The sequence below is a fragment of the Hydrogenophaga pseudoflava NBRC 102511 genome (genome assembly GCF_001592285.1).
GTDB classification, from domain to species: domain Bacteria; phylum Pseudomonadota; class Gammaproteobacteria; order Burkholderiales; family Burkholderiaceae_C; genus Hydrogenophaga; species Hydrogenophaga pseudoflava.
This window is the reverse complement of the sequence record NZ_BCWQ01000003.1, coordinates 1-19831: the sequence shown is the minus strand read 5'-3', so window position 1 is coordinate 19831 and position 19831 is coordinate 1. Positions and strand designations below refer to the sequence as shown.

Annotated in this window: 20 protein-coding genes and 2 pseudogenes; 6 read left to right on the top strand and 16 right to left on the bottom strand. The window is 63.0% G+C overall.

The window, feature by feature from the left end; translation table 11 throughout:
* Nucleotides 1-297 carry an RNA-binding regulator gene (gene rbp / locus HPS01S_RS04935; protein WP_066151866.1) on the bottom strand — a complete coding sequence of 99 codons (297 nt, stop codon included), beginning with the start codon at nucleotides 295-297 and terminating at the stop codon, nucleotides 1-3.
* A gap of 391 nt (nucleotides 298-688) precedes the next feature.
* Here rbp and HPS01S_RS04930 point away from each other — a divergent pair, with 391 nt between their 5' ends.
* The 4 genes from HPS01S_RS04930 to HPS01S_RS04915 are packed head-to-tail and all read left to right on the top strand — an operon-like array spanning nucleotide 689 to nucleotide 5520.
* Nucleotides 689-1552 (top strand): cysteine hydrolase family protein, encoded by an 864-nt coding sequence (locus tag HPS01S_RS04930; protein WP_066151863.1) that lies wholly within the window; start codon nucleotides 689-691, stop codon nucleotides 1550-1552.
* Between the two features lie 13 nt (nucleotides 1553-1565).
* Nucleotides 1566-2762, top strand: coding sequence for a nicotinate phosphoribosyltransferase (gene pncB, locus HPS01S_RS04925; RefSeq protein ID WP_066151861.1), 1197 nt, complete (start codon nucleotides 1566-1568; stop codon nucleotides 2760-2762).
* Nucleotides 2759-4459 (top strand): NAD+ synthase, encoded by a 1701-nt coding sequence (locus tag HPS01S_RS04920; protein ID WP_066151859.1) that lies wholly within the window; start codon nucleotides 2759-2761, stop codon nucleotides 4457-4459. The genes pncB and HPS01S_RS04920 overlap by 4 nt, the downstream gene beginning before the upstream one ends.
* A gap of 5 nt (nucleotides 4460-4464) precedes the next feature.
* On the top strand, nucleotides 4465-5520 hold the full coding sequence (locus tag HPS01S_RS04915) for a bifunctional nicotinamide-nucleotide adenylyltransferase/Nudix hydroxylase (protein WP_066151857.1): 1056 nt from the start codon (nucleotides 4465-4467) through the stop codon (nucleotides 5518-5520).
* Between the two features lie 60 nt (nucleotides 5521-5580).
* Here HPS01S_RS04915 and HPS01S_RS04910 read toward each other — a convergent pair whose 3' ends face one another.
* Nucleotides 5581-5925 carry a thioredoxin family protein gene (locus HPS01S_RS04910; protein WP_066151855.1) on the bottom strand — a complete coding sequence of 115 codons (345 nt, stop codon included), beginning with the start codon at nucleotides 5923-5925 and terminating at the stop codon, nucleotides 5581-5583.
* 82 nt (nucleotides 5926-6007) lie between these two features.
* On the opposite strand from HPS01S_RS04910, the gene HPS01S_RS04905 reads away from it, so the two are divergent.
* Both HPS01S_RS04905 and HPS01S_RS04900 read left to right on the top strand, forming a co-directional pair.
* The gene (locus HPS01S_RS04905; protein WP_066151853.1) at nucleotides 6008-6445 is read left to right on the top strand and encodes a PACE efflux transporter; all 438 of its coding nucleotides are present in this window, start codon (nucleotides 6008-6010) and stop codon (nucleotides 6443-6445) included.
* Nucleotides 6446-6603: 158 nt separating this feature from the next.
* Complete coding sequence (locus HPS01S_RS04900; protein WP_066151851.1) at nucleotides 6604-7389, top strand: NYN domain-containing protein; 786 nt, start codon at nucleotides 6604-6606, stop codon at nucleotides 7387-7389.
* Between the two features lie 32 nt (nucleotides 7390-7421).
* Here the strand turns inward: HPS01S_RS04900 and HPS01S_RS04895 are convergent, their stop codons facing one another.
* The 14 genes and pseudogenes from HPS01S_RS04895 to HPS01S_RS04840 all read right to left on the bottom strand — a co-directional run.
* Entirely contained in the window at nucleotides 7422-8018 is a 597-nt protein-coding gene (locus HPS01S_RS04895) for a protein NO VEIN domain-containing protein (protein ID WP_255284161.1), read from the bottom strand.
* Entirely contained in the window at nucleotides 7999-8265 is a 267-nt protein-coding gene (locus HPS01S_RS22135; RefSeq protein WP_255284160.1) for a hypothetical protein, read from the bottom strand. The genes HPS01S_RS04895 and HPS01S_RS22135 overlap by 20 nt, the downstream gene beginning before the upstream one ends.
* A 74-nt stretch (nucleotides 8266-8339) precedes the next feature.
* Nucleotides 8340-9578, bottom strand: a complete 1239-nt coding sequence (locus HPS01S_RS04890; protein ID WP_066151849.1) for a type II toxin-antitoxin system HipA family toxin — start codon at nucleotides 9576-9578, stop codon at nucleotides 8340-8342.
* The gene (locus HPS01S_RS04885) at nucleotides 9562-9993 is read right to left on the bottom strand and encodes a helix-turn-helix domain-containing protein (protein ID WP_255284159.1); all 432 of its coding nucleotides are present in this window, start codon (nucleotides 9991-9993) and stop codon (nucleotides 9562-9564) included. The genes HPS01S_RS04890 and HPS01S_RS04885 overlap by 17 nt, the downstream gene beginning before the upstream one ends.
* A 156-nt stretch (nucleotides 9994-10149) precedes the next feature.
* Nucleotides 10150-10937, bottom strand: a pseudogene (locus HPS01S_RS22130) (isocitrate lyase/PEP mutase family protein).
* An 88-nt stretch (nucleotides 10938-11025) separates the two neighbouring features.
* Nucleotides 11026-12114, bottom strand: a complete 1089-nt coding sequence (locus HPS01S_RS04875) for an HNH endonuclease (protein ID WP_157576101.1) — start codon at nucleotides 12112-12114, stop codon at nucleotides 11026-11028.
* A gap of 73 nt (nucleotides 12115-12187) precedes the next feature.
* Nucleotides 12188-13516, bottom strand: a complete 1329-nt coding sequence (locus tag HPS01S_RS04870) for an RES family NAD+ phosphorylase (protein WP_066151846.1) — start codon at nucleotides 13514-13516, stop codon at nucleotides 12188-12190.
* A 178-nt stretch (nucleotides 13517-13694) separates the two neighbouring features.
* Nucleotides 13695-13895: a YlcI/YnfO family protein gene (locus HPS01S_RS04865; RefSeq protein WP_157576099.1), complete on the bottom strand. Its 201-nt coding sequence runs from the start codon at nucleotides 13893-13895 to the stop codon at nucleotides 13695-13697.
* A gap of 398 nt (nucleotides 13896-14293) precedes the next feature.
* Nucleotides 14294-14692 carry a hypothetical protein gene (locus HPS01S_RS04860; protein ID WP_066151842.1) on the bottom strand — a complete coding sequence of 133 codons (399 nt, stop codon included), beginning with the start codon at nucleotides 14690-14692 and terminating at the stop codon, nucleotides 14294-14296.
* Nucleotides 14693-14811: 119 nt separating this feature from the next.
* Nucleotides 14812-16149, bottom strand: coding sequence for a hypothetical protein (locus HPS01S_RS04855; RefSeq protein ID WP_255284158.1), 1338 nt, complete (start codon nucleotides 16147-16149; stop codon nucleotides 14812-14814).
* A 102-nt stretch (nucleotides 16150-16251) separates the two neighbouring features.
* Nucleotides 16252-16620 (bottom strand): annotated as a pseudogene (locus tag HPS01S_RS22455) (TniQ family protein); the annotation flags it as partial.
* 245 nt (nucleotides 16621-16865) lie between these two features.
* Nucleotides 16866-17885, bottom strand: coding sequence for a TniQ family protein (locus tag HPS01S_RS22500; RefSeq protein ID WP_066151839.1), 1020 nt, complete (start codon nucleotides 17883-17885; stop codon nucleotides 16866-16868).
* Nucleotides 17882-18841 carry a TniB family NTP-binding protein gene (locus HPS01S_RS04845; protein WP_066151837.1) on the bottom strand — a complete coding sequence of 320 codons (960 nt, stop codon included), beginning with the start codon at nucleotides 18839-18841 and terminating at the stop codon, nucleotides 17882-17884. The genes HPS01S_RS22500 and HPS01S_RS04845 overlap by 4 nt, the downstream gene beginning before the upstream one ends.
* Nucleotides 18828-19831: TnsB C-terminal domain-containing protein (locus tag HPS01S_RS04840; RefSeq protein ID WP_174545231.1), on the bottom strand; the 1004-nt coding region annotated here is incomplete at its 5' end. The genes HPS01S_RS04845 and HPS01S_RS04840, both read right to left, overlap by 14 nt.

Below are 19831 nucleotides of genomic sequence, written 5' to 3'. Positions count from 1 at the left end.
TCAGTAGCCGCCGCGTCCGCCACGGTCGCCGTAGCCACCGCCGGTCGACTCTTTCGGGCGCGACACGTTGACGACGATGTTGCGGCCACCGACGGACAGGCCGTTCAGGCCTTTGATGGCGGCTTCGGCCTGCTCGGACGAGCCCATTTCCACAAAGCCGAAGCCCTTGGAGCGGCCGCTGTCGCGGTCCATCATGATCTTGGCGGATGCCACATCGCCGAACTCGGCGAAGTTGGTGCGCAACGAATGGTCGTCGGCGGAGTAGGGCAGGTTGCCCACGTACAGTTTGGTGCTCATGGCGAGCCTTTCAGAGAGTGGCGCCGTGGTCGGGACACAGCCCCGGTGGCGCAGAGAGAAGCGGCTTCAAAGGATGCCGCGAGGACAGATGCCGCAGGAGCCGCAAGGCCGCAGGGCAGGGAGACGGGCTGTGCGGCACAGGGGCTGCCAGCCTTGGGGCTTCGGTTGGCGCATGCCAGCGAACCCCGCTCACCGGCGAATCATATGCCTTATGTAAATAAAAAGCTAGTTTTTTATTTTTACTGGTTTTAAAAATGGCTCATTCTGCCGCCGCCGATCACCCGCGCAGGCTTGCGGCGAGGCGCCCTGGAGCACGTCGACAAACCGCCGGGCAGGGCTCAGCGCCCGGGGAAAGGCGCGCCCTCACCTACCATCGACCCAGGAGGACACCATGAGCAGCTGCACCACTTTGTTGGTCATCGACCCGCAGAACGACTTCTGTGACCTGCCCGAGGAATGGCGCGCCGTGGACCCGCTGCGCCAGACCCCCGCCGCACCTGCGCTGCCGGTCAGCGGCGCCCACGCCGACATGCTGCGCCTGGCCGCGCTGATCGACGCCGGGGGTGGTGGCATTCACCGCATCGTCGTCACCCTCGATTCGCACCAGCGCTACGACATCGCCCACCCCACCTTCTGGCAGACCGGCGAAGGCGCGGCCGTGGCGCCGTTCACCGCCATCACTGCGGCCCAGGTCCGCGCAGGCGAGTACCGGCCGCGCGATGCGAGCGCCCTGCCCCGCACGCTCGCCTACCTCGACGCGCTGGAGCAGGCCGGCCGCTACACGCTGATGGTCTGGCCCGTGCACTGCGAGATCGGCAGCTGGGGCCACAACGTGCACCCCGCCGTCCGGGCCGCCTACAACCGCTGGGAGGACCGGCGCCTGGGCGTGGTGCAGAAGGTCACCAAGGGCAGCAACCCCTGGACCGAGCACTACAGCGCCCTGCAGGCCGAGGTGCCCGACGCGGCCGACGACGACACGCAGCTCAACACCGCGCTGATCGTCCGCCTCGACGAGGCCGAGCGCATCGTCATCGCGGGCGAGGCCAGCAGCCACTGCGTCAAGGCCACCGTCGAACACCTGGCGCAGCACCTGCCCTCACGCCGGATCGACAAGCTGATGCTGCTCACCGACGCGATGAGTCCGGTCACCGGCTTCGAGACGCAGGCCGCCGCTTTCCTGTCGGATCTGCAGCGCCAGGGCGCGCGCCTGGCCACCTGCGCCGAGGTCCTTCCCCAGCTGCAGGCCGATGCCTGAACCCGGAGCCACCATGGAACCCGTCATCACCAGCCTGCTGGACACAGACCTCTACAAGTTCACGATGTGGCAGACCATGCTGCACCGCCACCCGCAGACGCAGGCCGAGTACCGCTTCGTCTGCCGCAACCAGCCCGCTTACCCGCTGACCGAACTGCTGGACGAGGTCAACGCCGAACTGGACGCGCTGTGCGCCCTCTCGTTCACCGAAGACGAGCTGCGCTACCTCGGCGGCCTGCGCTACATCAAGAGCGACTTCGTCGACTTCCTGCGCATCTTCCGTTTCCAGCGCGGCTTCATCCAGGCCTTCGCCGAGGGCGACCAGCTGCGCATCGTGGCGAAGGGGCCGCAGGTGCACGTCATGGCCTTCGAGATCTTCGTGCTGGCCATCGTCAACGAGCTGTACTTCCGCCGCTTCGACCGTGCGGCGGCCGAGGTCGAGGGTCGCCGCCGGCTGGAGGCCAAGATCGCCACCATCGAGGCCTTCGTGCAGCAGCCCGCCCTGCGCCACCCCTTCGAGCTGTTCGACTTCGGCGTGCGCCGCCGCTTCTCGCGGCCCTGGCAGCGCGAGGTGGTGCAGGCCTTCAGCGCGCGCCTGCCCCAGGTGTTCAAGGGCACCTCCAATGTGCGGCTGGCGTGCGACCTCGGTCTGGTGCCCATCGGCACCATGGCGCACGAGTACCTGCAGACCTACCAGGCGCTGGGCGTGCGCCTGCGCGATTCGCAGAAGGCCGCGCTGGAGGACTGGGTGCAGGAGTACCGCGGCGACCTCGGCATCGCGCTGACCGACGTGGTCGGCATGGACGCTTTCCTGGCCGACTTCGACCTCTATTTCGCCAAGCTGTTCGACGGTCTGCGCCACGACTCGGGCGACCCGCTGGTCTGGGCCGAAAAGGCCCTGGCCCACTACGCCAAGCTGCGCATCGACCCGCACACCAAGCGCCTGGTGTTCTCCGACGGTCTGACCGTGGACAAGGCCATCGCCATCTACCGCGCGCTGGGCGACCGCACGCAGCTGGGCTTCGGCATCGGCACCCATTTGTCCAACGACGTCGGATTGCAGACGCTCAACATCGTCATGAAGCTCACCAGCGCCAACGGCCAGCCGGTGGCCAAGTTGTCGGACTCGCCCGGCAAGACCCTGTGCGACGACGCCACCTTCCTGGCCTACCTGCGCCAGGTGTTCAACGTGCCTGCGGAGGCCACATGATCACCATCACCCTGGCCCAGCTCAACGTCACCGTGGGCGACATGGACGGCAACGTGCGCCAGATGGTCGCGGCCGCGCAGCGCGCCTGCGACGACGGTGCCGAGCTGGTGGTCTTCTCCGAACTCTCGCTCACCGGCTACTACCCCGGCGACCTGCTGGACGAACCGCACTTCATGGCCCGCGTGGACGCAGGCTTCGAGGCGCTGCTGCAAGCGTCGCGCCAGATGCCCGCGCTGCACTGGGTGATCGGCATGCCGGCGGCCCACCAAGGGCCGGGCAAGCCGCTGCGCAACGTGCTGCGCGTGGTCCGGGCGGGCGAAGTGCTGCTCGAATACGCCAAGCAGCTGCTGCCCACCTACAACGTCTTCAGCGAGCGCCGCCACTTCGAGCCCGGCCCCGACGTGGCCAAGGTGCTGCGCATCGGCACCGCGCAGGTCGGCTTCCTGATTTGCGAAGACGGCTGGAACGACGACGGCAGCGGCTACACGGTCAACCCGTTCGAGCGGCTGCGCGACGCCGCGCCCGACCTGGTGGTCTCCATCAACGCCAGCCCGTCCCACATCGGCAAGCGCGAACAGCGCCACCAGATCTTCGGCTCGGCCAGCCGCCGCCACGGCCTGCCCATCCTCTATGTCAACCAGGTCGGCGGCCACGACCAGCTGGTCTACGACGGCGCCTCCTTCGCGGTGGAGCCGAAAGCCGGCGTGGTGTTCGAGGCGCAGCGCTTCGCCGAGGACGTCACCACGCTGCGCTTCGAGGCCAGCGGCTTCCGCGACGCGCGGGGTGGCGCACTGCCTGCCGTGCCCGCCGAGGGCTTGTCCACTCTGGCCTTCTACCGCGAGCAGATCGTGCTCGGCCTGCGCGACTACGCGCGCCGCTGCGGCTTCACGCAGGCGGTGATCGGTTCGTCCGGGGGCATCGATTCGGCCATCACCATCGCGCTCGCGGCCGAAGCCTTCGGGCCGGATCGCGTGACGGCGATCACCATGCCCTCGGTGTTTTCGTCGGCGGGCTCGGTGGACGACTCGCAGGCCCTATGCGACGGTCTGGCCGTGCGCCTGCACCGCCACCCCATCGCCGGCCTGGTGCAGGGCTACAGCGCCGGTTTCGAGGCGGCCTTCGGTGCGCCGCTGCAAGGCCTGGCGCTGGAGAACCTGCAGGCCCGCATCCGCGGCACCGTCCTCATGGAGTACTCCAACACCTGGGGCCACCTGCTGCTGACCACCGGCAACAAGTCGGAGATGTCGGTCGGCTACTGCACGCTCTACGGCGACACCAACGGCGGCCTGGGCCTGATCGGCGACCTCTACAAGACCGAGGTGTTCGCGCTCGCTCGCCACCTGAACGACGCCGCCGGGCGCGAGATCATTCCGCAGGCCATCATCGAGAAGCCCCCCTCGGCCGAACTCGCACCCGACCAGAAGGACACCGACAGCCTGCCGCCCTACGAGGTGCTCGACGAGGTGCTCAAGCACCTGATCGAAGGCCACGGTCTGGCGCGCGAGGAGCGTGTCGAGGTCGAGACCTTCGTGGCCCGTCTGCTGCAGCAGCCCGAGGGTCCGGCGCTGGTGGACCGTGTGCGCCGCATGGTCGCGCGCAGTGAATACAAGCGCCGCCAGGCCCCGCCCGTCATCCGTGTGCGCGCCCGTGCCTTCGGCTCCGGCCGCCAGATGCCCATCGCCGCCCAACACTTCTGATCACCATGAACGCCACTACCCCGACCTTCGCCGCCGCCGTCTGCATCGGCCGCTTCCAGGGCCTGCACCTGGGGCAGCTCGCCGTGATCCGCCGCGCCCTGGCGCTTGCACCGCGCGTGGTGGTCGTCATCGGTTCCGCCTTCCAGGCGCGCAGCCCCAAGAACCCCTTCACCTGGGCCGAGCGCGTCGAGATGATCCGCCTGGCACTGAGCACCGACGAGGCGGCGCGTGTGGGCTTTCTGCCGGTGCGCGACCACTACGACGGCCAGCGCTGGGTGCAGGCGGTGCGCGAAGGCGTGCAGGCGCAGCTGGGCACCCTGCCGCCGGGCCAGACCGTGCTGGTGGGCCACCACAAGGACGCGACCAGCACCTACCTCGACGACTTTCCCGGCTGGCTGCTGGACGACGTGGGCTCGCAGGGCGCGCTGCATTCGAGCGCCGTGCGCGACGCGCTGTTCGGCGCCGCCGGACACCCGCTGGAGCCCGCGCTCGCGGCCCTGGTCAGCCAGGTGCCGCCTTCAACTATCGACTTCCTGCGCGCCTGGGCCCAGCTGCCTTGCTACCGCGAACTGGGGACGGAGTGGGCCAGCCTGCGCGCCGAGAAGGCCTTGTGGGCCAGCGCGCCCTACCCGCCGGTGTTCGTCACGGTCGACGCGCTGATCCAGTGCGCCGGCCACGTGCTGCTGATCGTGCGCGACCGTGCGCCCGGCCAGGGCCTGTTCGCCCTGCCCGGCGGCTTTCTGGAGCCGCGCGAGACGGTCTACCAGTCGGCCCTGCGCGAACTGCACGAAGAGACCGGCCTGCACCTGCTGCCGGCCGACATCGCGCACGCGCTCAAGGGCGTGCGCGTGTTCGACCACCCCGACCGCAGCGCGCGCGGCCGCGTCATCACCCACGCCCACCACTTCGACCTGGGCCAGCGTCCGCCGCCCGAGGTGCAGGGCAGCGACGACGCGCGCTCGGCGCAGTGGGTGCCCATCGCCGACCTCGCGGCGATGGAAGACCGCTTCCACGACGACCACTTCCACATCCTCGACAGCTTCCTCGGGCTGACCGCCTGAAGCCGACGCCGCGCAGGGGATCGACGCCCGGCTCCGGTGCTTCGGTGAAAGGAATGGTGTTCAGGCGCGGTGGCGCGCGGCCAGGCGCTGCGCCAGCGCCACCGCCTCGGGCGCCACGCCCTGCGGGGCGGCATCTTTGGCGCCCAGGCGGGCCAGCAGGTGGTCCAGAAACGCCGGCTGCGGCGGGATCGCACTGAGGAACAGGGCCTGGCCACCGCGGGCGATCAGCACTGTGGGGAAGGTCTCGATGTCCAGCCCCACCTCGTCCATCAGGTCCGGCTCGTCCTCGATGTCCAGCCACTGCCAGCGGTGCTCCGGGTGGCGCGCGATGACCACGTCCCAGTCGGGCCGCCAGGCCCGGCAGGCACTGCACCACTCGGCACACAGACAGACCACATCCAGCATCGCGCGCTCCAGCCCAGACATCACAATCGGGGGAGCATAGCCGCGCCCCTGCGGCCCCAGTAACCCCACACCTCCCATTCCCATGCAAGGCGCCCGCCGAAAAATCGTCTACGTCACCCTCTACGAACTGTTTGCCATCGCCATCAGCAGCACCGGTCTGGCCGCCGGTTCCGGCGCCAGCCTGGAGCGCGCCGGCGTGATCGCGGTGGCCTCGGCGGTGATCGCCATCGTGTGGAACCTGGTCTACAACACCCTGTTCGAGCGCTGGGAAGCGCGCCAGAGCGTGCGCGGCCGTGGCCTCGGGCGCCGCGTGGCCCACGCCGTCGGTTTCGAGCTGGGCTTCCTGGTCCTGCTGGTGCCGCTGTTCGCCTGGTGGTTCGATATCGGGCTGCAGCACGCGCTGGTGCTGGAGATCGGGCTGGCGCTGTTCTTCCTGCTCTACACCTTCGTCTTCAACTGGGCGTTCGACAAGGTGTTCGGCCTGCCGGCGTCGGCGCTGCCGCTGCCCGAAACCCCATGAATGCCGAAGCCGTCAATACCCACCACCTGCGCATCACCGGCCGTGTGCGCAATCGGCGGGACGGGAGCGTGGGGGGCGCTGACCGGGTTGGAGCAGCGGGAGACGGCGTAGGCGTTGCTCCCGCATAAGATGGACACCCGCCCTTGGGAGAGCCTACCGTGATCGTTTTCCTGATCGATGCCGACAACCTGAGTTCGCCCGCCTGGGTGAACGAAGCCATCAACTCTATCGAAGCCACCGAAGGCCCCATCGCTGTCCGGCGAGCCTACGGCAGCGCGGAGAACCTCAAGGGCCTGGCCGAACCGTTGCGTGACTGGGCCATTCGCCCGTTCCTGAACGTCTACCTCACCAAGAACACCACCGACATGGCGCTCGCCGTGGACGCCATGGAACTGGCCTGTCAGACACCTGCTCCGCACACCTTGGTGGTCGGTTCGGGCGACGCGGACTTCGTGCCCCTGGTCGTGCGTCTGCGCGAGCGGGGCATCAAGGTTCTTTGCGTGTCCGAGTACCGCAAGATGGCACCCGAAGCACTGAAGGCCTATGACGGCGTGATCTACGTGGGCCGAACCGCTGCCGCCCACACGGCCGCGACCCCCAAGGCGCCGCCCCCGGCCAAGAAGGCCGCGGCTCCAGCACCGGCCGCCAAGAAGGCGCCTGCCAAGAAGGCCCCCGCCACCAAAAAGGTGGCCGCGAAAGCCGCAACCGCTGCATCCGTCACACCCGCTCACCGGGTCACCCAGGACATGGTGCTGGAGGCCATCCCCAAGCTGAAGACCGGTGAGTGGATTCCGATATCGGATGCGGCCAAGGCCTTGCACGACAAGAAGCTGCTGAGCAAGAGCGCCTCCAGTGCACGCCTCTTCAAGCGGTTTCCGCAGAGTTTTGAGCTGAAGCCGGAGAAGCAGCCCAACCAGGTGCGGTTGACCGGCGCCGCCGACTGAGTTCAGCCCTTGCGCAAGGGCGTCTCGCGTTGTTACGCGAAACTCGCTCGGTAGGTCGCAGGGTCCAGCGCGCAGTGCTGATCGAGTGCTCCATTGAGGGCAACCAAACGTGGTGCCTGGCGAAACTCGAACAGGCGGCAAAGGACGAAGTGGTCTTTGGCGTCTTTTGAAAAGTCCAGTTCGTTTCGGGTCACAAAGAAGGGCGTCTCTTTGCCAAAGGCGGTCGTCTTCACCTCGATGAAGCGCTCCCTTCCACTGGCGTCGAACGACAGCACGTCGTAGCCAAGACCATCACCTTTGGTTTGTGAGACATGCTCGACGCGGTCTGCCAGCGTGGTCATGCCGAGCTGGTTCAATCGCCAGTGCTCGAAACGAACCACAAACTCTTCTCCGGCAACTCCAAGGCTGGTGTTGCGGGCCTCTCGGGCGATGTAGTCACGTTTAACGGGTGCGTAGTCTCTGTAGGGCGCGGCGTCCGTTGCGACGTGCTGACGCTTGGGTGCATTGGCGACCACTTTGGAGAAATCGATCAGCTCCGGGCTTACAGCCGGTTGCTCGACAGCGGCGAGCGCCAGTGAATCGAGTGAGGTCTGGCGAGTGACTTGCGCTTCAACGACTTCGCGCAACAAGCTCTGGTAGTTGGACCGCGGTTGATACCACTCGAACAGTGGGGAATCCGAGATCCCTCATCACTGCACTGATGTTGCAGTGTTTGAACTCGATGGAACCGTCAGTGCGCCCCTTGAGCTTTTGTTGAAGCGCTCTGCGATGGGCTGTCTTGCTGAACGCCTGTCCCGCCAGTTCAAGGCTGAGCATTTTCAAGTAATCAGCGACGATGGCTTCAACTTCGAGGCGGTTCCAATCTTGGCTGGTCATGGCGTTACTGGGTTGCAGATCATGCCGACGGTAGGAGCACCCTCAGCTGAGGACGCTCCTTGAGGAGCGGCAGTTCACTGACCATACCCGAACCCTTCTTCCCACACATGCCCCAACTTCCCCAGCAACTCCGCCGGCACCCGCTGATCACCCCGCGCCTCCTCCAGCGTCGCGCGCATCGCCTCGGCAATGCGCTGCAACGTCTGCGCGGGCTGGCTCACGCCGCAGATGCGGCGCCCGAAGTCGATGAGTTCGTCGCGTGTGGGGTAGGCCTTGCTGTGGTGCCTGCCGGCGAACAGCTTCAGGGCCAGCGTGCGGTCGGTCAGCTCCGGCCCGCCGGGGTACTGGGTGTAGGTGTAGATGGCGGTGGTGACCACGTCGAACAGCGGGGCGAGGCGGATGTCGCTGGCGGTGCGGTAGAGCACGCCGAAGTTCTTGAGGTGGGCGTCGCCGTTGCGGACCATCACGGACAGGGCCACCTGCTCGAAGAAGCGGTGCAGTTCGCGGGCCGGCAGTTGCAGCTGCCGCAACAGCTCGGCCACGCGCTGGTAGCTGCCCTGGTATTTGCGGTCCGACAGCACATCACGCACCCTCAGACCGGCCAGCGCCGCGATGTCTTCGAAGCCCAGACGTTCGATGTGTCCGTCGGTGTGGGTGACGAGGTCGAAGCGGTCGAGGATCAGCATTTGCCCGTCGTGCGAGAGCTCGAAGCCAGGCGTCTCGATACCGGCCCGGCGGGCGGTGCTTAGGCACAGGTATTCGTTGGCGGCAAGGCCCGGATAGGCGGGGCTGGCGGCTTTGACGATGAGAGAGGGAATGGGCACCGTGGGCCGGTCGGGCACCATGATCTTGGGTTGCACGCCAGCAATGCCGGCGCCGGTGCTCAGGTAGGCGGCGATCAGCTCGTTGAACACCTCGGGTGTGTAGCGGGTCTGCAGCAGCTCGGTTTTGTTCAGCATCCTCGGCGCAGCTGGCTCGGGCGTGTCGGGCAGGCTGTAGCCGAGCCGGCCGATGCCATTGCGGCCCACCAGCGCCAGCAGGTGCATGGGCGTCATGGGCTGCTTGGGAAACAGCTGCCGGATCTTCATGAACAGATCGCCCTCGGGCAGGTTCTGGTCCATGGGGGGGAACAGGTCGCCGTCCTGCCAGGTCAGGCGCTCGCTGGCGGGCATGAGCAAGGCCACCGACATCTGCGACGGGTCAGCGTCGAGGTAACGAAACTCGTAGGTCGACCCCTTGAGCAACTGACCCGCCTGCGCGTGGTCGCCAATGGCGACCTGCAGTTGACGCAACTTTTCAGGCAGCTGGGTCATGGCCGGAGCTTCCGCCCTCTGGCGCGTCTTCGTCGTCCATCTGGAAGCGGCGGGCGACCTCGGCGGCTGACGGCAGGCCGGCATTTTCAAGCCTCAACGACAGGCCAAGGGCAGCCATGACCGCCAGCAAGGAGGAGACTGTGGTGTCCTCACCGGCCTCCAGCCGATAGACGACTTCGCGCACCTTGCCGGCCTTGGAGGCCAGCTCGGATTTGCTCAATCCCAAGGCCTCGCGCCGCAAGCGCAGCTGGGCGCCCAACTCATCGGGAAGCCGTATTTTGTCAGTCATGGCTTGCATTTTGGTCATTTGAAGACCTGAATGCAAGTTGCAGCTGACATTTGTCGGATGACACAGAAAGTGAAAAGCGACCGGTTGATCTTCAAGGGGTTTTTCAACAACCTTGTCAGCGATCAAGTCCCGTGTGACACAGATAGTGAAAAAAGCCGGAATCCTTGCCAGGAAAAGTGAAAAAAACGTGACGGCTCACTTTTCGACTCGTGACTGTCGATCTAGGCTACGAGCCGAGTCCCAGCCCACACCCCGTGTCCGGCCCACCGTTGAACTGTACGCCTACATGGCGAAGCCAGTGCCACGCTGATCTTCAAAGAACTGGGATAGCTCCGCGTCGGGGATTTGCTGGTCGGCGTATGAGAACGTTCCAGACGCGGCCATCTCTTGCGCCGCCCTTCGAATCAAGCCGAAAGTGGCACGTGCCAGGCTGCCGCCCACGGTGACCCGTCGAACGCCCAAAGATCCGAGTTGGGGCACGGTGAGAGGGGAACCTGTCAGGCCCATGACTACGGTGAGGGGGCCATTGATCTCCCGGACGAGCGCTTCGATGGTCTTGGGGTCGGATGCCCCGACACAAAGAGGCAATCCGCACCCGCCTCACGGTACGTGTTGCATCGCTCGACAGCTTCTGCAAATGGATTGCTTGTGCCGGTCAGGTAGACATCGGTTCTGGCTGTCAGAACAAAGGGTATTCCCGACGCGTCTGCGGCGCGTCTTGCTGCCCGCACGCGTGTGACGGCGTGCTCTCTGTCGAACAGGGCTTGCCCAGGATTGCCGCAGTAGTCCTCAATGTTCGCGCCCACCACGCCAGCGCGAATTGCGACCGTGATGGTTTCTCCAACCTCTTCAGGACTCGCACCGTAGCCCGACTGGAGATCGGCGGAGACAGGAAGTGGACTTGCCGCAGCGATGGACCCGACGCGATCCAGCATGGTTTCCCTGCTCACAGCAGCTTCTTGATCAGGGAAGCCCAGCGAGAAAGCCACGCCTGCACTCGTAGTGGCAATGGCAGGAAAGCCGCAGGATGCGAGCACCAGCGCACTACCAACGTCCCAAGCGTTGGGCATCAGAAAGATGGCGTCGGTGGTGTGCAACTGCTGAAACCGCTGACCCCGTTGGATTTGGTTCATGACGGCAATAAAAAAAGCACCAAGACTACTTCTGGAAAAGGAATTCCCGGTGGTACTCGAGGTACTCCTCCAGTTGCTTGCTCGGTGGGTATCTGAGCGCGCGAGGTAAGCCGAAATCCTGGCGGACGTCACTGCCAAGCTTAGAGGAAAGCAGCATCTTGCCTGCCGAGTCAAACGACACCAGTCCCCTGTCGAAGAGGGCGTCCATGTGCGCGGCCAGCAACAAGCCGTTCTCTGGGTCGCGGCGCTGTCGTGAGTTGGAGTTCTTCCACGGCCTCACATGCGAAGCGCGAAGCAGCTCGGAACAGGTTAGGCCGGTGACTGCACAAGCCGACTCCCACCGCTGCTTCAAGGCCTCGCGGAAGGTGCCTTGACCTATGCGCTGCTGCGTGAGTGCAGCCCTGGTAGTCGCTGGGTCACTTTGCTCGCCCTGGAGAGGCATCGGACTATCGGGAGCGCTCAGTAACGCGTCCAACAAGCGAGCCCAGGTATCGGTGCGTTGTGGCGTTGTGACCTGATTGAGGATCAGCGCCGCCGTCTCGCGACTGATAGGCTGATACCCGGCAAACATCATCGGCAAAGCTTTCTTGTCTGTAAGCCGTTGTGAGTCTAGGGTGACAGGCTTTTCCAGCCAGAGGAAAAACTCTTCCGGGCAGATCCAATTCGGAATCCACGCAGCATCAGCGCTGAAGTGCTGCTGAAACGTGCCGGCGTTCTGAAAGCGGCGCTGGACAGCGGGCAGTCGCCAAGCGTCTGACCAGAATGAATCAATTTTTAGCAGCTTCGCCAATCGACGCCTTTCTGGGAGTTGATCTTCCGCAGAAAGACACATGGCGTTCCCAGCGACTCCTACCAGTTGCTGAACGCGATCGTGCGTTGCAGTCATGAAGACAAAGATCTGCCCTGCGTGCTCTTCAACCGGCGCCTTCTTTACTCCTTCCGTGTGGAAAGCGCACCACCGTTGCTTTGACTCAACAAATCGCAGCTTGGGCGAGTTGTTCCATTCTTCGTGACCGTAGCCATTCAGTCCCGGGAAGCTTTGTCCGGATGCGCGCACTCCGGATGGACGGACATAGTTCTCGGTGTTCCAAAGCACTGGTTTGAGCAGGTACAAGGCCACGGGAATCCTTCCCAGTATTCACGAACGATCACGACGCTGCCTTGCAGCGAAATAATGGGCTTTACGCCTATTCCCAGTCTCCATCATCGAAATTTTCCTCGTGTACGAATAGGTGGTTGTCGTCGATGGAGAAGTGAAGCTCCACGTGTGAGTACTCGATGGATCGGGTAGCGAAGAGCTTCGCACTGTCTGCGATGTACTCAACGGGAAAGCTAAAGTCGTTTGTAGTCTCGCCTCCAGCTAGTGGCGGCGCGAACACTGGTCCGATGTTCGCGTTGTCTGCGTCTAGGCTGACTATTGGCGCAACGGCATCACGGCCAAAGAGGACTATGTTCGCGCCGCCTTGGCGCTGAACCGACTGAAAGATCACGCAGTCGAAAGCTGGCTGATGCACGTGCGCTAGGTACTCCGCCAGAGTCTGCGTGATGAGGTACTCATCTTCATGACCAGGCACGACTGGGCGGCTGATTAGTCCATGCAGGCGACGCAAGAATACGGCGCGCGCTCGCTGTTCGGAGTACTTTGAGTCGAAGTAGCTGAGTTTAGCGAGCACCCCGGCTTCGAGTCGGCGGAAATCAAGAACACGGAGGGTCTGTTTCGTCCTGAATTTGCCAACCAACACACGCCCCCCAATGGCAGGCCGCATCTCGGCAAGGCAGGTGTCCGCGTCCATTGCTGCGTAGAAGACAGCGATTCCCGGCGCGTTCATGCGACCGGCTACCGCCTTCTTTGGCGGAGGCGCTCCAAGTTCTCGAGAAGGCGCTTCTAAAAACGTCCGCAACTCTGTGTCGGCGCGTACTACCCGTGCGCGGAACACCTCTGTTTCGGCCGGCAGTTCACCCACCACCGGCAGCCAAGTAGCGGCGTCTTGGTCAAAGACTCTGGCATTGGCGACGTCTTCGAACAGCCGATTGAAGAGCTTCCGCGCCGTGTCGCTGAAGAACCTTCGCTTCTGCGCCAGTTCGACTTGAAGGGCATGCCATTCGGCCATCCAGGCATGCGGCGTTGCCCTGCGCGCCACATAGAGTTGGGTGTCGTCGTAGAACGCGTCACCCCCGTCGCCCGGCCAATAGTGTTCAGCAGCGATGAGAGCGTCGACAAGCGCATCCGGATTGTCGACATCTTGACCAAGAACCTCCTGGACAATGTAGGACAGTTGGTCACCTTCCTGCTCCCATCCCTCCTTGTCGTCATCGTAGAACCTGCGGACAGTTGGACCGACTTCGAAGTGTTCGCGCAGAATCGGTTCCAGCTCCTCGCCTAGACGCTCATAGGTAAAGGCGTTGTTTTCGTTCTCACCGCAGCACTCGCAGAGCAGCGGTTCGCCCTGGCTTTCAACAATCGCACTGAGTACGTCGTCATCAATGCATTGGAAGCAAATTGCGTGTTCGGGCATATGTGAGGTTCTATATGCTCAGCGCAGTATTCCGCCGCACGTCCATCCTTGCGCTTGCGATGGCAAATAGATCCGCTCGGTGGAAATCGTCCTTCCAGACTTCAGACAACTTTTGTCCGCCAAGTCGGCAGGAACCGGGTACGCCGTTGGCTGTATCTGCTCGTCGTAGTGAATGCTCCTACAGGCCTATGACCTCTGTTTCAAGCGTTTGGTCGGGGCGAGCAAACCCGAGCTTTAAGCCTTGCTGCTTCTTCTCGGTCGCAATGATGTAGAGCGTTAGAGCTTTGCGAACCACCTCGGAGGCCGTGGTCCCCGTGTCAATGGCAATAGCGGTCAGGCGTTGATCGACCTCCGCCGGGATGATCAGCTGCTTGCGCACGTGTCTCGGTGTGGACATTGCTGGTTCCCCTCATTTCCTTGGATTGTGTTGCGCTCGCGCCATGCAGGCGGACCGCATCCCCATTCTGCATGAGCGCGTGTTTCATGTGTGCCCATTCTTGGCGTGGATATGAGGCGCATGGTTCGTGGGAAAAGCGGCCTGGGGAAATGGACCTCACGTGCCACGGCACGAAATGTGGGCTACCCCCTCTCCCGGTCCAAACAAGCGTCTGGGCGTGATCCACAGGGGGTCAAAACACGAAGCTTCGGTGGTCAGAACACGATGGTGAAGGGGTCAAAACACGATGACTCCGGGAGTTCGTATGCGTGCCGGCTGGCTCAGACGTGGGCATTCAAGGCGCGCGGCCCTCAGCCCGAAGGCACGGCATTTCGAGGCGACTAGCTCAAGTCCCAGGCATCGATGGTCAAGGTTGCATTGAGGGGGCAGCCTCGAATGTTGTCCAAACGGAGATTGGGTTTTCCCATCCAGCCCGGGGGCAAGGCGTATTCCTCGCCTTCGTCCACTCCGAACGTCCAAATGCCATCGTCGACAGGCTTCACTCCATCGCCTTGAATCAGCGGCAGAACGTCAGCCGCCAGGGCGGTGTACCGGTTCGGATACCCGCCGTTTTTCAGCTGGGTGGCCTTGCCTGCTGTCCGCAGCGCCTCTACCCAGTCCAGACCGCCGATCCCTGCCTCCCATGAGGCCAAAACGAAGGGGGCGGTTGCCTCATGCCCGATAAGGCGGTCAACCCTTTCGGGTGGCAAATTAAAGACGCAAAACATCCAGCCCAGCATTTTTCTTTCCTCCACTTGCGGTCGGATTTTGCACGCGCCGCTCACCCCCGTTTCCCTTGATGTCTCCGGGGGATTCGCATGAGAGGCCCCGAGCACCGCTCGGCGCATCCCTCTCGAACTCACAGGGATTCGACTTCAGTCCGGCGGTAGAAGTATTGGCGTGTGCCATCAATGGATGGCCCGCACACCGGTGAAGCGGAAAGCTCAGCCAACAGAGCTCGTGGCGAGCGGCGTGCCTGGCTGGCCAGACTTGCCAGAGAAACGTAGGTTGCCTGGAAGCGCTCAACATCATCGGGTGACACGCGATGGCCGAGCACGCCGACAGTGGTTGAGTGCAGTATCCCCAAGCGCACCAGGTCGTAAGCCACTTGCTGTTTGATGCCCAACTCCCTCGCAGCGGTGTCCACCGAGAAGTCCTTTCGTGCATGGCTTCGATGCCTGAGGAGCCACTCTTTGGCTCCGACTGCGCACAACAGCGCTTTGCCAACGGGCACTTTGCTCTGGCGATCGCCTTGCGCAGGCAAACGCCCATCCACAAGTGCTGCGATCAAGGCAACCGACTCATATTTCTCAAGCCGCCAGTACTTCAAGATGTCGCGAGCGGGGATGCTGTCGCTGTCATCAGGTGCCTGGATGGTTTGAACATGCAACCGGTCGATCTCCATTTTCGGGATGAGCCACGCCGCTGCGTCCTTGTTGATTTGCCTGGACACCAGGGGGGTCAAGAGGCCTCCCATGATGAGCTCCCTGACTCTGCGCCTGGGCAGCGAGAGCATCCGCGCCGTCTCTTCGAGTGACCTCGCACCGTCCGTGGCACTTTGGATGCCTTGCAGCTCAGAGAGGTGAATCGACCGCGCACGGCGACCTGACCTCAACTCCGCAGAGTTGCTGGGCACCAGTTCGGCTTGCACCATGTGGCGAACCACCGACGGCGGGACTCGTGCAGCCTTGGCCATCTGAGGCAGGCTCAGTCGTGGGTGGCCGTTGGCGGTCTCTGGCCGCAAGCGTCTGTTGCGTTTGCAAATCAGTCCCCACCAGTGGACGTGCAGGTAGTCTTCAAACGCATCGCGCAAGAACCGAAACTCGGCTTCCTGCAGGGCGTCGTACAGCACGCGGTACAGCGGATCAAACGTTCTGCGAACGCTTGGGCTCTCGGGTGCATCTGCTCTGAGCTCATCAATTCTCGTGTGGAGATTGGTGGGCCAATTTGCCAACAGACACGCAGCGCCAGTCACCAGGCCTCTGGCCACGTCGAGTCGATGCACGTCCAAAGTCTGGCCAGGATGCGATGGCCTGGTGTTTGCCTGAAAAGGACCAAGGTACCGAACCAGCCGATGAATCGCAGGGGTGCTCAAGCCAGACAGGCATGCCAGCTTCGCCATTCCGGAGGAGTCGCCGCACAGCAAGAGCGTCAACGCCTGTACATCCCCGCCGGCATCCTCGACATCAGCTTCCAAGAGGCTCGCCCCGCAGGGGCAACTCCCTTCAGATTGCACAATGTCACTCCAGCGGAGATGGGCACCGCACGTGGAGCAAGCTTCCTTCAACCAGGTGCCATGCTTTGGGCACGTGCAGACCAGCTTGAGGGTCCATTGCCCAGGCAGTACCCCACCCTCCCGCAGGCACAGGGTGCACCAGCGCCCGTGCGTTGAATTGAAGTCGGAATGGGCCAGCCCAAACGGGATGTCCGTGTGGGCCCAATGAGCGGGAAGGGATCCGAACAGGAAACGCCGTTCTTCACTGCTCAGCCGCAGTCGGGTGCACAGTTCGTCGAAAGCGCCTTGTTGGCGAGCGTGCAGGGATGCAAAGAGTTGTCTTGTTGAACCGAGCCCGTTTGCGTTCGCCACTCTCTGCAAGTACCCAAGGGTGCTTTCGTCGGGCAGTGGTCGCGGTCGAATCGCCAAGGTGTGTGCTGGGTCAAGATGCATGTCCTCTACCTCCGAGCGCTGATGGTGTCCATTGAAGGATGGGCAACACCAGGATTCTTTGGTGTGCCGCGTCAAACAGGACGTTCAACAGGGAGATCGCCACCTCTGTTTGGTGGCCCGACAAAGCGCTCATCTGGCCACCCACAATCTGATGCGGGTCCGGTCGTTGTTTCGAGCCATTGGAAACCTCATCCTCGAGGAGAAGACGCAGTCAGGCGGTCAGTTTCGCGAGGCGCGTGTTCGGATCAGTGCGACTCAAACGAGGGTTGAATAGCATCGACTCCTCCAGAGATCCCTGCATAGGGTTCGCGCCGCGCGCGTTCAATGGCATTGAGGATCGAACCGGCCATCGGATTGCGCTCAACACTGAGCTCATGCATCAGCCGTTCCACGTCGCGCAAACGTTCGAGGCTGCGCAGATCAACCGGTGTGGTTTTGAACTCCTTGGAGAACCAACGAAGCGTTTGCTGAGCCTTGCGGTTGATGGTGTCCGGAAATCCCATCAACGAGGCTTTCTCCCATGACCCGGGCACCATGCGGGCACCACGTCTCTTCACCATGGGCCAGTATTTCGAGATGCCACCCTGGACTTTGTCGGTCAGTACCCTTCGCACCTTCAGCAGCCACCAGAGGGTTTCGTACACGTCTCGCGTCTGGTACGCAGCATCGATCGGCGAGGATCCGACGGCGGCACTCTTGACCGATGGGGAAACCAGCGCATCGGCAGCTGCACACAAGATCTTGCTGAAGCGGAGTTCGAGATCTGGCGCCTTCTGATCAATACCTTCAGCAATCCTTGCGCCGCATACGCAGCGCCAGCCACGTTTCAAGGTTGGCCAACTCCAGTAGCGCCGGCACGAATGGCACCTGGTCGTCAGAAGGCAACCATGCACAGCACAGGCAGACACTAGAGGGAGGTCCCAGTACACAAGGTGGCACTCGCAGACGGCCGCGCACTGAATGCAAAATCGCGGTCGCTTGGACCACGCGTACCACCCTGGTGCTTGCTGCCCTGACCAGGGGTCGATGATGCTGTTCTCTCGTTCGTGGAGTGGCTTCAGGCGCTCGAACCCCATGAGCTGGCTCAGGGCGTTGTCAGCCTTCAGAATGCGAGTGGCTCGGATTAACAGCAAGGCAGATCGCGTGGCCGATGGAATCTGGTGCCCGTTGGCTGGATAGAGCTGCCAGCACCATCCGCCCAGGCTTTCGCCTTCACGCAGGACGGGACGGATGGGGAACGTCTCAGGGGCGACATGGTGGTTCATTTCGACCTGCGCTTTCCTGGGCTGCTCGCCACTTGGAACGGCTCACCACCGCGGTCCAAACGTCGGCATTCGAAGTCGGGATGGAACGGGTTGAGTTTTCCGACACCCTCCCACCAGATCTCGTTGGTGAACGACCTCTCCAGCATGGGTGCGTCGATGGCATCCAGATCCTGCTCCAGTGCTGAGCGCAGCGCAGCGAACAGCAGCTTCTTGATGTAGGCCACCCGACCATCGCTGGCGTAGTACAGCCGCACACCCATTTCTTGAGCACCGTATGGATGTGGCAAGACGGGGATGTCGATCAGCGAGGTCAGCGAAAGGAACAGCTGCAGACACTCGGTCTCAATGCTGTCGGTATCGCTTTGACCGACCGCCAGCCGGCGCCGACAGGAGAAGCGCCTGCGCAATTGATCGTTGACCTGCAGGACGTTCTCCAGGCGAGGCAGACCCAACAAGACGGTGGGCACGGCCAGCTCGTCAATCAAGTGCTTGAGCCAGTCGCCCACCATGTAGTGGGTCTTGGTGTCACCGCGATCTTGAAGGTGCTGGGCTTCATCGAACAACAGCATCTCCACACCGCACCCTCGGCAAAGCGTGATCACCCGGTGGGTCTTCTGCGAAACCGTCCCCGTGCTTGCGTAAGGGTCTCCGAGGGCCTCCAGCATCGTGCTGGCGATGCTCGCAATGGAGGCAGCAGGTGGAATGGCCGTGACCAGGAGTTCGACCACGTCGCGTTCCGGCAGCACACGCAGTGGGTGTTGATGTGCCAACCATCGACACAGGCTGCTCTTTCCGGTGCCTGCTTCACCCGTGACCAGCATGTGTGTGGCCACCCCTGCCTCTCGATACATCTGCAGATTGGCTTCGATGGCGGTCATCGCTGCAACGAATGGTGGAAAGGGTATGTACTGCTCATCAAAGTGCTTCAGTCGTGAGTAGGCGTCAACTGTTGCCATCGCGACCTCGCTTGACTGGGCTCATCTGAAATGCCGGGAGAATTCGAGGCAGGTCAGGGGGCACCGAAGGCGTTTTGGCCGTCGGCTTGACGGTCAGGACCGGATGACGCACTGGCACTTCTGCAACCTGATCCGTTTGTGTAGGAGTGCCGTTCGGCTTGCTGCTGCTCAAGCCGCGCAGATGGGCCGAGCGTTGTCGAGCTTTCTGTTTTCGACTGACCATCAGCTCTTCAACCGCCTTCGTCATGTCGTTTCGAGCGCGTTGCAGCGCCACCCGGTCTTCAACCTTGGCGCCCTCCTCGCGCAGTAGTTGGTGGATCAGGCTGTTTTGCTGCTTCGTCATTCCGCGCGCATAGCCCAGCTCAAGCGCCTGGACGGCTTTGGGCTCGGAATCCTCTGGACCCCACACAAAGACGCTCCCCAGATCCTCCGGATCGAACACCACTCGGATTTCCACGCCCTCACCGAATCGCCGCAGGATTGGCGCGAGAACGTCACCGTTGTACCGAATGCCATTGAGTTCAAAGCCGTCCCTTCGGAGCTTTCTTGCTGCGCTTTGGCCGATCCGCTGCTGAAGAACCGAAAGGTCCGCCGGCAATTGCGGCTCATGCGCGGCCAAGCCCTCGTGCCAACGCTGCCAAGGCGTGGTGCCGATGCCTTTGTGTATGGTCTGCGCGTAGACATCGAGCACCCACTTTTCGAAGAGATGCTTGAACTCCGCGAGGGTCATCAACGCACATTTCTGCGGGTCGTAGTCGCCCCTTTGGTGAAAGCGCGCAAAGCTGGTGCCTGGCAGTTGGTGCGCGAAGTGGTAGTTGATGGTTTTGAGGTACCGCTCAATGGTTCCTTTGAAGCGCGGCTGGCGCTTCGGGCAAAACTCGATACGAAAACCAAGATCAACGGCGAGGCCTTCGAGGTCCACACCGTGAAACTCCAAGCCGTTGTCTGCCACTACGTATTCGGGAATGCCATATGTCGGCCAGCGGTGTG

Coding starts and splice junctions, on each gene's coding strand:
- rbp (WP_066151866.1), bottom strand. CDS start 297: ATGAGCACCAAACTGTACGTGGGCAACCTGCCCTACTCCGCCGACGAC.
- HPS01S_RS04930 (WP_066151863.1), top strand. CDS start 689: ATGAGCAGCTGCACCACTTTGTTGGTCATCGACCCGCAGAACGACTTC.
- pncB (WP_066151861.1), top strand. CDS start 1,566: ATGGAACCCGTCATCACCAGCCTGCTGGACACAGACCTCTACAAGTTC.
- HPS01S_RS04920 (WP_066151859.1), top strand. CDS start 2,759: ATGATCACCATCACCCTGGCCCAGCTCAACGTCACCGTGGGCGACATG.
- HPS01S_RS04915 (WP_066151857.1), top strand. CDS start 4,465: ATGAACGCCACTACCCCGACCTTCGCCGCCGCCGTCTGCATCGGCCGC.
- HPS01S_RS04910 (WP_066151855.1), bottom strand. CDS start 5,925: ATGCTGGATGTGGTCTGTCTGTGTGCCGAGTGGTGCAGTGCCTGCCGG.
- HPS01S_RS04905 (WP_066151853.1), top strand. CDS start 6,008: ATGCAAGGCGCCCGCCGAAAAATCGTCTACGTCACCCTCTACGAACTG.
- HPS01S_RS22135 (WP_255284160.1), bottom strand. CDS start 8,265: ATGACCAGCCAAGATTGGAACCGCCTCGAAGTTGAAGCCATCGTCGCT.
- HPS01S_RS04890 (WP_066151849.1), bottom strand. CDS start 9,578: ATGACCCAGCTGCCTGAAAAGTTGCGTCAACTGCAGGTCGCCATTGGC.
- HPS01S_RS04870 (WP_066151846.1), bottom strand. CDS start 13,516: ATGCCCGAACACGCAATTTGCTTCCAATGCATTGATGACGACGTACTC.
- HPS01S_RS04860 (WP_066151842.1), bottom strand. CDS start 14,692: ATGCTGGGCTGGATGTTTTGCGTCTTTAATTTGCCACCCGAAAGGGTT.
- HPS01S_RS22500 (WP_066151839.1), bottom strand. CDS start 17,885: ATGAACCACCATGTCGCCCCTGAGACGTTCCCCATCCGTCCCGTCCTG.
- HPS01S_RS04845 (WP_066151837.1), bottom strand. CDS start 18,841: ATGGCAACAGTTGACGCCTACTCACGACTGAAGCACTTTGATGAGCAG.